General features: G+C 37.8%; 12 protein-coding genes. 2 read left to right on the top strand and 10 right to left on the bottom strand.

Annotated elements, in window-relative coordinates; translation table 11 throughout:
* The first annotated feature begins 37 nt into the window (after window positions 1-37).
* The gene (locus IEV41_RS01455; RefSeq protein ID WP_188386679.1) at window positions 38-1006 is read left to right on the top strand and encodes an asparaginase; all 969 of its coding nucleotides are present in this window, start codon (window positions 38-40) and stop codon (window positions 1004-1006) included.
* Between the two features lie 60 nt (window positions 1007-1066).
* Here IEV41_RS01455 and IEV41_RS01450 read toward each other — a convergent pair whose 3' ends face one another.
* The 7 genes from IEV41_RS01450 to IEV41_RS01420 all read right to left on the bottom strand — a co-directional run bounded on the left by IEV41_RS01450 (window position 1067) and on the right by IEV41_RS01420 (window position 8720).
* On the bottom strand, window positions 1067-1510 hold the full coding sequence (locus IEV41_RS01450) for a hypothetical protein (protein ID WP_188386678.1): 444 nt from the start codon (window positions 1508-1510) through the stop codon (window positions 1067-1069).
* A 120-nt stretch (window positions 1511-1630) separates the two neighbouring features.
* A complete protein-coding gene (locus tag IEV41_RS01445; protein ID WP_188386677.1) occupies window positions 1631-2584 on the bottom strand; it encodes a TRM11 family SAM-dependent methyltransferase in 954 nt (317 codons plus the stop codon).
* 538 nt (window positions 2585-3122) lie between these two features.
* Entirely contained in the window at window positions 3123-4109 is a 987-nt protein-coding gene (locus tag IEV41_RS01440; protein WP_188386676.1) for a YpdA family putative bacillithiol disulfide reductase, read from the bottom strand.
* Window positions 4110-4197: 88 nt separating this feature from the next.
* Window positions 4198-5487, bottom strand: a complete 1290-nt coding sequence (locus IEV41_RS01435; RefSeq protein ID WP_188386675.1) for a histidine--tRNA ligase — start codon at window positions 5485-5487, stop codon at window positions 4198-4200.
* 445 nt (window positions 5488-5932) lie between these two features.
* Window positions 5933-6862: a manganese-dependent inorganic pyrophosphatase gene (locus IEV41_RS01430; protein ID WP_188386674.1), complete on the bottom strand. Its 930-nt coding sequence runs from the start codon at window positions 6860-6862 to the stop codon at window positions 5933-5935.
* Window positions 6863-6995: 133 nt separating this feature from the next.
* Window positions 6996-7664 carry a GntR family transcriptional regulator gene (locus tag IEV41_RS01425; protein ID WP_188386673.1) on the bottom strand — a complete coding sequence of 223 codons (669 nt, stop codon included), beginning with the start codon at window positions 7662-7664 and terminating at the stop codon, window positions 6996-6998.
* 144 nt (window positions 7665-7808) lie between these two features.
* Window positions 7809-8720, bottom strand: coding sequence for a DMT family transporter (locus IEV41_RS01420; protein ID WP_188388638.1), 912 nt, complete (start codon window positions 8718-8720; stop codon window positions 7809-7811).
* A 274-nt stretch (window positions 8721-8994) separates the two neighbouring features.
* Between IEV41_RS01420 and IEV41_RS01415 the strand changes: the two genes are divergently transcribed.
* The gene (locus tag IEV41_RS01415) at window positions 8995-9579 is read left to right on the top strand and encodes a kinase (protein ID WP_188386672.1); all 585 of its coding nucleotides are present in this window, start codon (window positions 8995-8997) and stop codon (window positions 9577-9579) included.
* A 227-nt stretch (window positions 9580-9806) separates the two neighbouring features.
* On the opposite strand, the gene IEV41_RS01410 is transcribed toward IEV41_RS01415, so the two are convergent.
* From IEV41_RS01410 to IEV41_RS01400, 3 genes are all read right to left on the bottom strand, one after another.
* A complete protein-coding gene (locus tag IEV41_RS01410) occupies window positions 9807-10271 on the bottom strand; it encodes a 2-thiouracil desulfurase family protein (protein WP_188386671.1) in 465 nt (154 codons plus the stop codon).
* A 51-nt stretch (window positions 10272-10322) separates the two neighbouring features.
* Window positions 10323-10850: a peptidoglycan recognition protein family protein gene (locus IEV41_RS01405; protein ID WP_188386670.1), complete on the bottom strand. Its 528-nt coding sequence runs from the start codon at window positions 10848-10850 to the stop codon at window positions 10323-10325.
* 107 nt (window positions 10851-10957) lie between these two features.
* Window positions 10958-12229: a Glu/Leu/Phe/Val family dehydrogenase gene (locus IEV41_RS01400; protein ID WP_188386669.1), complete on the bottom strand. Its 1272-nt coding sequence runs from the start codon at window positions 12227-12229 to the stop codon at window positions 10958-10960.
* Between the last annotated feature and the right edge of the window lie 205 nt (window positions 12230-12434).

Genomic DNA, 12434 nt, shown 5'->3' with positions numbered 1-12434 from the left:
TTTACCACAGATTCCTGAAATGAACGAGGTGTTATTTTTGAAACGAATCGCAGTATTTCATACAGGTGGAACGATTGCTATGGAAGAGGACAAAAATACAGGTGCTGTAAAGCCAAAGAAACAAAATCCTCTATTGCAATTCACTCCAGAACTTTCAGATGTAGAACTAGTAGTAGAAGATGTTTTTCAATTACCGTCTCCTCACATGACACAAAAGGAAATGAGTACGTTACAACAAATAATTGATCATAAAGTACAGAGCGAAAAAATCGATGGTGTAGTTGTAACACACGGTACGGATACACTTGAAGAAACAGCTTATTTCTTAGATTTAACCGTTCAAGCAAACATTCCAATCGTTATTACTGGTGCAATGCGTTCTAGCAACGAACTAGGTGCAGATGGCTTACCAAACTTTATTTCTGCTGTGCGAGTTGCTGCTAGCAATGACGCAAAAAACGCTGGCGTATTGGTCGTATTAAATGATGAAATCCACGCAGCAAAGAACGTAACAAAGACGCATACTAGTAATATCGCAACATTCCAAAGCCCACAGTTTGGGCCAATGGGAATTGTTACAAAAAGCGGTGTTCTCTTACATCAAACATTGATGCACCGTGAAAAATATAGCATAAATGGCATTTCAAAAAATGTTGTGTTATTAAAAGCATACTCTGGTATGGATGAATCAATCTTCGAAGCATTAGACCACATTCCTTTACACGGTTTAGTTATCGAAGCATTAGGACAAGGGAACGTACCACCCCGTACTGTTCCAGCTATTAAAAAGCTACTAAACAAAGGCATTCCAATCGTCTTAGTCTCTCGTTGTTTCAACGGAGTTGCTGAAGATGTATACGGATATGAAGGCGGAGGTAAACAATTACGTAACCTTGGTGTTATCTTCTCAAATGGCTTAAATGGACAAAAAGCACGTATTAAATTACTTGTTGCATTAGAAAACACAAACGAACTAGCGGAAATTCGCCACATGTTTATTCATTAAAAATAAAAAGAGTGCCACATCGTCTAATTTGACGGCGTGGCACTCTTTTTATACTCAAACCTATCTTTCTGCAATTTCCATTGCTAAAAAGAACGTTAATATTGGAAGGACTAGACTTATCATACTAATCGCCCACCCATACTCTTTTTCACGACGTTTCAAAAGTCGGTCCGTTATGAAAAATAATATCGATGCCCCGAGGCTAAATACGAACAGAACTAACCCAAAAATAATGTGCATAATAAAGGAAATAACTTCTTCCTTCCCTTTTCTTCTTCTTACATACACCTCTCCAATCTTGTCACTAAGAAGAGATGTCGAAACTCCATACACTAAAATCACAGGGAAGCTATACCACATATAAATAACAGTTGCATCAGCAACAGCACTTATATAATTCGAAACAGAACGGAAAGCATTCTCACCATAAGGTTCTATCATTGCTAATATAATAGCAAACAGCGGACCTGAAATAGACGCTGCAATTATTTTTCTCGGCAACATTAGCTTTTCTCTCCCTCTACCAATATATATTGACTTTAGCACATTTCGATTCAACTATCCCTTTCTAGCTGTTCCTTCTACTAAAAAAAGACGGAAAACATTCATTCTCCGTCTTTTTCGTTATTCACATACAAGAATTTCGCGCTTGAATGTTCCCTTTTTCGTTATACAACGATCGATAATCTCAAATCCATTCTCTTCTAACATATGGTCGATTGGTTCGATTGTTACAACTACTAATTTCTTTGTACAACGGCGTGCATGTTTAATAATATCAAACTGATCTTCTCGTGTTGCGTGCGTAAATAAATTGTACGGCATATCGATAATTGCTACATCATACGTTTCTGTAATTTCTTGGATTGGCCCTTTCTTTACATCCCCTTCAAATCCAAAATGGGCAATGTTCTCTCTTGACCCAATAACAACAAGAGGATTAATGTCACGGCCAACAATATTAATTCCCATCGAAAGTGCTTCTACTAATACCGTTCCGATTCCACAACACGGATCAATTGCTCGAACCCCCTCAGGATTAGGAACAGCAATATTTGCAACTGCTCTCGCTACACGTGTACTTAATGCCGTAGAATAACTACGTGGTTTCTTCACATGATGAAGCCACACAGCCTCACCTACCATGTATGGTCCAAAATACCAACGCCCACCAAACGGAACAATTCCAAAAATAAAATCTGGATGATGCATATCAGCCTCTCCGTCAATACACTCACCAATTTCTCGCTCCATCGCACGACGGTCCCAGTATTCTATTTTATTCGCTTCATCAAGGTCATTAATTTTCACAAAAATTATCTTAAATGTCGCATCGCCCACATCTAGTTGTCCAACTTGTGCTAAGATGTCTGATAATTCATCTCCCTCATACATAACATCAATGCGCTCTTTTATAAAGGGGCTACGACTCGGTTCTATCTTCGTTGTACTTTTCAAAATATAATTCGGAGACTCCATCCCAAACAGCGCACGCATTTCTAAATTGCATAAAGAACGCTCCTCCTCACGGAATGCATATGTATATATAAACTGTGATGCTTCGTTATAATTATTCAATCTATTCCCACCCTTTATTGTATCGAATTGTTCTTCTATTTAAGTAGTATCCATATCAATGAAAAAGGATCAATACAAAACGAGGAAAAGATGTCTCATTTTTTATCGATCCTTTTTCTATGAGAATTTATTTATACTATTCGTTATCTACATGTCATGCTATCTAAATGATAGCACAGGCTTCCTCTAAAATCTATTGTAGCTAGGTTGTCTTTCTTTATTCTATACGACTTCGGGGAACTGTCCTGAGTGAAGAAAATTAGTTATTCAATTTAGCCGCAACTTTTTTCCCGTCTACCAACACTTCTACGATTGCCACAATAACTTCAATAACCCTTTTCATTCCTCATCTCTCCTTCGTATCGTTGTTACATATAGTATAGAATGTCACCCTATGACGAGCCATAGAATTACATGACAGAAAGATTACAGTTATGTAAGAAATCGATTCTCTAACAAAAGAAATCCCCTTGCTATAAACAGTACTAGAACTGTCTATTACAAGGAGATATATTCTACACCACTCACATTATAGAAGTTATTTCTTCTTTTCTAACTCAGCAATTTTACTTGCAATTAAATCACCATGGAATCGGCCATTTTCAATGAAAATCTCATTCGCATTATTTCCTGCTGCAATAACACCAGCAATGAAAATACCTTCTACATTCGTTTCCATTGTCTCTTCCTTAAATAATGGGCGGCCCGTTTCAGCGTCAATTTGAACACCCATCTTCGTTAAGAAGCTATGATCTGGATGATATCCTGTCATCGCAAAGACGAAATCGTTTTGAATTTCATATTCTTTACCGTGTACCGTATATATAACACTTGTTTCTGTAATTCCCTTCACATGAGATTCAAATACCATCTGCACATCTCCATTACGAACAAGTCCTTCAAATTCTGGTAAAATCCATGGCTTAATGCTTGGTGAATATTCTTTCCCGCGATATAAAACCGTCACTCTTGCTCCTGATTTCTCCAACTCCAGTGCAGCATCGATACTCGAATTCTTTCCACCAATAACAACGACGTCTTTATCAAAATACGGATGCCCCTCTTTAAAGTAATGAGAAACCTTCTCTAAATTCTCTCCAGATACATTCATGTAATTTGGATGATCGTAGTAACCTGTCGCAATAATGACATATGTTGCTTCGTATACAGTTTCCTCACCTGTTTGTTTTGTCGTTCGTACAACAAACGAATTTTCTTCTTTACGAACTTCTTCTACTCGCTCAAATGCATGGACACGAATATCCTTCAAACGTGTTACGGTACGATAATAAGATAATGCTTGGTTTCGTACTGGCTTTCTACCTTCTATAATGAAAGGAATATCTCCTATCGCTAACTTCTCACTTGTACTAAAGAACATTTGATGTGTCGGATAATTGTAAAGGGCATTAACTATATTTCCTTTTTCAATGACAAGTGGATTCATGCCAATGTTTTGCAACGCAATTGCCGCTGCTAAGCCACAAGGTCCTCCACCAACAATAATTACTTTTTCTTTTTGCATCTTACTTCACACTCCGTTTCTCTCCGTACTTTCTATTGTAACGAAAAAACGAAAAGAAGCCAAAGGGATTTATTATTATCCCGAAATTCTATATTTTAAAGAATCCCTTCTCTATTTCTTCTAGTGGAATTTTCCTTTCCGTTTTATTGAACATATCTTTGCATACAATTTCTTTTTTCTCTAATTCATTTTCTCCAATAATGAACACATACCGGATATTTTCTTTGTTTGCATAGTTAAGTGCATTTTTCAAACGACGATTCATTTGCTCTACCTCTACTCGTATCCCTTGTTTCCTAAGTGTCATTGCTACTTGCAAACTTTCTTTCCATGTATCTAATGGAATAATATACACATCGACAAACACTTCTTCCCTTTGCAAACGATTCTCTAATACGGTAAAAATAGATTCTAATCCTAATGACATTCCAACTGTCGGGTACTCTTCTCCATCCCCTACATATTGACCAATAATGCGGTCATATCTTCCTCCTGAGCCAATAGAGGAAGAGAAAGAACCATCACGAACGAAAATTTCGTAAATCGTTCCTGTATACATGTTCAATCCTCTCGCTAAAAACGGATTGAACATACAACACTCGCGAATACATAAACAATCAAGAAAAACATTTAACTCTTCTAGTTCTCGTATCCCTTCTTGGACAAGTTCATTTGAAAATGTTTGCTTGAAATAATCAAATGTGAATGTCTCTTTTGCAAGCAACTCACTTATTTGACTAATCATGTCTTCCTCCACTTGCTTCTCACGCAATTCATCTTGTACACCCGTAATACCAATCTTATTAAATTTATCTACTGTCAAAATAACATCACCGATCAATTCTTCTCGTATGTTATATGCAAGTAGGATACCTTCTAATAACTTTCGATTATTATATTCAATGACTACATCGATGCCTAATGATTGTAATATTTCAGATGCCATCGCCATTAATTCCGCCTCCGCAGACATAGCCTTAACTCCAACAACATCCACATCGCACTGTGTAAATTCACGGTGCCTTCCTACTTTTACAGGACCATCTCGAAATACTTTTCCTATTTCATATCGTTTAAATGGAAAACGTATGGTATCTTTATTCATTCCAATATACTTCGTAAAAGGAATCGTTAAATCATAACGTAATGCTAGCTGTCGTCCACCTTGATCGGTTAATTGATATACTTCTTTCAAGATTTCAGCTCCACCACCGTATTTGTATGCCATTAAATCAAATTCATTAAAAATCGGTGTTTCTAACGGCTTAAAACCGTACAAGCGGAAGGCTTTCTCACACGTTTCTTTAATTGTATTTCGTAATCGTTGTTCACCTGGATTAAAATCTTTTGTACCTCTTACATTTTTCAGCTGTAGCATCATCATCTCTCCTTATTAGATAAAATAGAAAAAGCCATGTAGGTATACAACTACCCACATGGCTTTATAAGCAAAGTGGGTAAACAGGAATAACCCTGTATTACCCACTGTTTTTAAACAGGGAATACAAGGTTAGTTCCTATGATGATGTACCCAACTTTTTTGAATAAATAACATATCGTCATCTCCTTTTACAGGATATTACCATATATCTCTTATAAAAAGAAAGAAATTTCTGTTTTTATATATCACATACGGAGCGGAGAGTGGCGACTCCTGCAGAAATAGCGAGGAAAGTGAGACCCCGCAGGCTTGCCGAGGAGGCTCGCTCTCGCCCGCGGAAAGCGCCACTCGGAGTGAAGTATATATATCCCTGTATTTTGGTAATGAACCTATAAAAAAACAAGCAAGCGGAATATCTCCACTTGCTTGTCCGATGACGCTATTACGCGTTGAATGCTTCTGTTAATACAGGAACGATTTGTTTCTTACGAGATACAACGCCTTTTAGAAGAGCTGTATTGTTCTCTAATGTTACATTGTATGCTTTTTCTACTACGTTAGAAGATGCACCGATAGCTAAACCAACAGAATTGTTTGTTAAGATATCTGTTACAACGAAGAAGAATAAGTCTAAGTTCTTCTCAGCTACTACTTTGCCAATCACTTCTTCTAACTCAGCTTGATTCTTCAGAACATCATTTGTATCTACTGCGTTAACTTGTGCGATTTCTACTTTACGGCCACTCATCTCGAACTCTTTCGCATCAAGAGAGATAAGTTGTTCCATTGTTTTATCGCTTAAGTCTGCACCAGCTTTTAACATTTCTAAGCCGTATGCTTCTGCATCTACACCAGCAATTTCCGCTAATTCTTTCGCAGCCGCTACATCTTGCTCTGTGCAAGTTGGCGATTTGAATAATAATGAGTCAGAAATAATGGCAGACAGCATTAAGCCAGCAATTTCTTTACGAATTGCTACGCCATTTTCTTTATACATTTTATTTAAAATTGTTGCCGTACATCCTACTGGCTCACAACGATAGTATAAAGGATCACTTGTTTCAAAGTTTGCAATACGGTGGTGGTCAATAACTTCTAATACACGAACTGATTCAATATCAGTCGCGCTTTGTTGACGCTCGTTGTGGTCAACTAAGATTACAGCGTTTACTTCATTCGCTACTGTTTCAACAAAACGAGGAGCTTCTACGCCGAATGTTGTTAATGCGTATTGAGTTTCGCCGCTTACTTCACCTAAGCGTACAGGCTCTACATTCATGCCTAACTCTTCTTTTAATGCTGCATATGCAATTGCAGAACAAATTGTGTCTGTGTCTGGATTTTTATGTCCGAAAATAAGTACTTTTTCCATTAATATCACCTCTACAAAAGACAATAGCTTAAAAAAGACTAGAAGGCAATCATTTATTCCGCATTTTTTGCATTCATGCGAAACTTTTCCTACAAATTCGGTAGGATTACTAATTGCCTTCTAGCCTTTTTAATTAGTTCTTCACTTTGTGAATAATATCTTCCATTGGTCGTAACCAGTTTGCGCGCAATAATTCAATTGCCTTGTCCTTATCTTTTGCTTTTAGCGCATCAATAATTGCCAAGTGCTCGGTATATGATACCATTCCGTATTTGTAATCTTTAAAGAAAATATATTCCATTCGAGAAATATGTAAACGCAGTGTATCGATAAATGAGTTGATATACGTGTTGTGTGCTGCTTGTGTAATATGTTGGTGGAACTCAAAGTCATATTCAATGACTTTCTCTGTACTGTTCTCTTCTAACGCTTCCTTGAAATGTTCGTTCACTTCCACGATTTGTTCTATTTCTTTCTCATTAATATACTCCATCGCTGTCTCAAGCGCTAATACTTCTAACGAGGCCATAAGTGGATAAATTTGTTTCACCGCTTCTACAGAAATAGGTGAAATAATCGTTTCTTTTCCAGGAAACATTTGAACAAATCCTTGTAATTCTAAGATTTGCAACGCTTCTCGAATCGGCGTTCGGCTAACTCCAATTGCTTCAGCTAGCTCGGCATCGTTCACCTTTTCGCCTGGTTCTAACGTTCCTACGATAATCCATTGCTGTAATTGTGTTAATGCTAACATCTTCGCAGTATATCTCGTCGGTGTTTTCATTTTTTTAGGTATTGGCATAAAAAGACGCTCCTTCATGAAAATGAAACATCATGGAGAAGAAGCCTTCCCCATGAATGGATTTTGATTTCTAATATGAAATGTCTTTCTTTATTGTACCAACCTTCGGCAAAAGATGCCACACCTTGGAGACGAAAAGATACGTTATACCGCTTCTTTTGACCTCATACTCCCTTGTACTTTCTGACTTGCTGGTTTTCTTCCCATCATTACAACCATCACGATAACACAAAGAGCCCCTAACATTTGATAGTAACCGAACGGAATATTAATTAAGACGATAGACGCTAAAATTGCCACTAACGGCTCTGTACATCCTAGTAAGCTAGCTTCTTGCGCCGTTAAGTACTTCATACTAAGCATGTATAAATAGAATGCTAATAACGTTCCGAAAATCACGACGAAGAATACTTTGGAAAGCGTCGGTAGTGTCCATGCTACACCTTGCACATCAAATGGTGAATGAACGAAGCACATCCCAATTCCCCCAACAATCATTCCCCATCCAACAAGAACAGAAGCGCTGTAATGTTGGCGTAATTCCTTTGAATATAATGAGTAGAATGCTAGCGCTACTCCTGATAATACACCCCAAAACATAGAAACTGGTGACACTGTTAAATTATCAATTGATCCGTCCGTTAATAATAAGAACGTTCCTAATACAGCAATTGCAATCGAAATAACTTTGTTCGTATCTGGTAACTCTCTAAATTTCACCGTTGCATAAATAGCAATAAATACAGGTGCTAAGTATTGTAATAATGTTGCTACTGCTGCATTCCCTGTTTCAATTGATACGAAGTAGCAATACTGAATTCCAACCATTCCAAAGATACCGAATAACAAAATATGTACAAAGAACTTTGGCTTTTTCCAAACTCCAAAGACTTCCCCACGATTTGATGTACATAACGTAAATAACAGAAGTAATGCTCCCGATACTAATAAACGTATTGTTACGAGCCATCCCGCAGTAATTGTCGTTTCCTCAAATAACATCTGAGCAACTGCACCTGACAACCCCCAAAAACTAGCTCCAATAATAACCATCATGATTCCTTTTAATCTTTCCACGTTCCTCTTCCTTTCTGACTTTCTGATTCATCACTACAAAATGCTGTCACACTCCACTACTATCGATGAACCAGCTTTCCCCCACCTAAATAAATTCTCGTATCAAAGTGATATGCAATATATCGCATTCAATTAATATGTAATATATCGCATATTACATACGATGTAAACAAATAAATCTTCCTGTTTTTCGAGTTTCAAAAAGGAGTTTTTATCTATCCGCTCGAAATATGTGGTGAAAAGGGGGAACAATATGCTACATACATTCATGCAAATAATAGAAGAAAAACATTCATCGGGCCGATTTATACTAGGTATTGACGGCTTAGGACGTGCTGGAAAAACAACCATTACCGAAAAACTACGCGAAGAATTAACGCGAAAACAAATCCCATTCCACATCTTTCATATTGACGATCATATTGTAGGACGGGAAAAGCGATATAATACTGGTCATGAACAATGGTTTGAATATTATCATCTCCAGTGGGAAGTTGAATCGTTAGCAAATAACTTTTTGAAGAAATTACGTTCAGCAGAACAAATAACTCTTTCTTTTTATGATAAAGAAACGGATACTCATACGGTACGAGAAATTAAATTAACCCCGACATGTTGCATTATTATTGAAGGGGTATTTTTACAACGAAAAGAATGGCGGGAATGCTTTGATTACGTTGTATACATGGATAGTCCGCAACAAGCAAGATTTCTCCGAGAGGATACACAAACACAACAAAATATCGATAAGCTACAAGAACGGTATTGGAAAGCAGAGAATTATTATGTAGAAACAGAAAAGCCACACGAGCAGGCTGATATTGTGTTAAAGTCATAGTATAATGAAAGGTATTATACATAAACTATCATGAAATTCATTGCAGAAAATTTTTCTATTATCACAATTTGTTTACTCCTTTTTCTCGTTGCAGCTCCATTATTCCTAGAAGATACAAATACACCATGGCTATTTGTAATTCCTACTATGGTTATTATCATGCGAATTATAAAAAGCAGGTATTATGCTACACAAAGATAAAAGGCACGAGCCATCGCTCCTGCCTTTTATCTTTGCACTAATTCACTTAATTGATGTTCACTAATAACACGCACACCGTGACGACGAAGTAACGCAGTCGTCACACCAAATCCAACGATTTTCCCCCTTGAAAAGGTCCCGTCATAAATAGCTGAACTACCGCATGATGGGCTATTTTCTTTTAAGACAACTGTTGTAATACCAGCTTGTTGTACTCGTTCAAGCGCCATGTATGCACCTTGGACAAATGGTTCCGTTACGCCATTTCCTTGTACATCCATTACTTTCGCTACACCGTCTAATACATCATCACCATTTCCACCTACAATCTCGGCTGGTGGCCGTGGCGTCGGTAAACCTCCTAGTACTTCTGGACAGATAGAGACGATTTCTCCTTCTTCCATTAATTGATCTAACGCTGCACGTACCGAATTATGTCCCCCATCATACCGACAATTCTCTCCTAGTAGACAAGCACTTATTCCAATCATCATTATCCCCTCTCGAACTACGTATATCTTCTATTATTATAGGTCTACTCTTCATTGTCTACTAACATATTGACGATATACGTCTTTAATGAACCGTTCCCACTTAATCCCATTCGCTTTAAATACGCCTTCTGGATCAATCTTTCGTCCTTCATCTAACGTGCGATGTGAGACGATTTTTGTACGTGGATCTAGTCGATACGTCCGACATAGATATGCATGGTACCAAACATACCTGTCATATGCTTGGCGAAATTGAATAGAACCTCCATAACATAACTCCACTCCTATTGCTGCACTATTCGCATTTGCGCCGAATAATTCATTATCTGCTGGCTTTTGTGCCTGTACGTGGTAGGCCATCTCATCTAACGGAATAATCTCCATAATTTCCTGGTCATCAACAAATGTATGCGCCGATGACTTCGGTTGATTATCGTTAAAATAATTCCGATTCCCTATCGCAGTACTTCCTGGATTTCCTGTATCGTGACTTACGATAAACTTCACACCAACCAACTTCCGTCCATTGCGTGCATTCCCCATATTTATATAGTTGCGTTCAATCGGATATACCATCTTACATACACCCCCACCTCACTATATGACATGGAAGCTTTGTTCTATGTTTCATGTACAAAAAAAGCCTAGAGGTGAAAAACTCACACTCTAGGCTACTCGTTCTATTATACCCAACCTCTGAAGCGACTTGCTTCTGCCATTTTTCGTACACCGACCATGTAAGCAGATAAACGCATGTTCACTTTGCGAGCTTGAGATGTTTCATAAATATTATTGAATGATTTCACCATTACTTTCTCTAAACGTTCTTCTACTTCTTCTTCTGTCCAGTAGAAGCCTTGGTTGTTTTGAACCCACTCGAAGTAAGAAACTGTCACGCCACCAGCACTTGCTAGTACGTCTGGTACTAGTAAAATCCCTCTATCTGTCAAAATCTTCGTTGCTTCTAACGTTGTTGGGCCATTCGCAGCCTCCACAACGATTTGTGCTTTAATGTTAGGTGCATTCTCTTCTGTAATCTGATTTTCAATTGCAGCTGGAACAAGAATATCGCACTCTAATTCTAGTAATTCTTTATTCGTAATTGTATTTTTAAAGAGCGTTGTAACGGTGCCGAAGCTGTCACGACGGTCTAACAAGTATTCGATATCTAATCCATTTGGATCGTATAGCCCACCGTAAGCATCCGAAATACCAACTACTTTCGCACCTGCATCATGCATGAACTTCGCTAAGAAACTTCCTGCATTACCGAAGCCTTGAACAACTACACGTGCGCCTTCTAAGTTGATTCCTTTCTTCTTCGCTGCTTCACGAATACAAATCGTTACACCTTTTGCCGTTGCTGTTTCACGTCCATGTGAACCACCTAATACGATTGGCTTCCCTGTAATAAATCCAGGTGAGTTGAACTCATCAATTCGGCTATACTCATCCATCATCCATGCCATGATTTGTGAGTTTGTGAATACGTCTGGTGCTGGGATATCTTTTGTCGGGCCTACGATTTGAGAAATAGCACGTACATAACCACGGCTTAATCTCTCTAACTCGCGGAATGACATTTGACGTGGATCACAAATGATTCCACCTTTACCACCACCATATGGTAGATCAACGATACCACATTTTAAGCTCATCCAAATAGACAATGCTTTAACTTCCTTCTCTGTTACTTGTGGATGGAAACGAATACCGCCTTTTGTCGGACCAACCGCATCATTATGCTGTGCGCGGTAGCCAGTAAAAATTTTCACGTTGCCATCATCCATACGTACTGGAATCTTCACTGTCATCATCCGAATTGGTTCTTTTAATAACTCGAACACTTCATCCGGATAGCCTAACTTTTGCAGTGCTTCCCCAATAACTGTTTGTGTAGATGCTAACACGTCGAATTTTTCTGACTCATGGTTCTTTTGCTTTTCGGCTACCATTTTAATCCCCCTAAATTTCACTCTTTTAGATTTCTAAAACATTCCAAAACAAGTATACACCTACATACCTTTTCTGAAAAGTAAAATGTGTCGCTATATTTCGAATAATAATTTATTTTATTGAAAACGCTTTCAAATACTATTATATACCTTTATTTGCCACTGGGAAAGAAAAATGCACTCCTTTTATAAATGTTTTTTGTAT

This window comes from Priestia taiwanensis, assembly GCF_014638355.1.
Classification (GTDB): Bacteria; Bacillota; Bacilli; order Bacillales; family Bacillaceae_G; genus Priestia_D; species Priestia_D taiwanensis.
The sequence above is the reverse complement of the archived record's forward strand: the minus strand, read 5'-3'. Positions and strand labels throughout refer to the sequence as shown.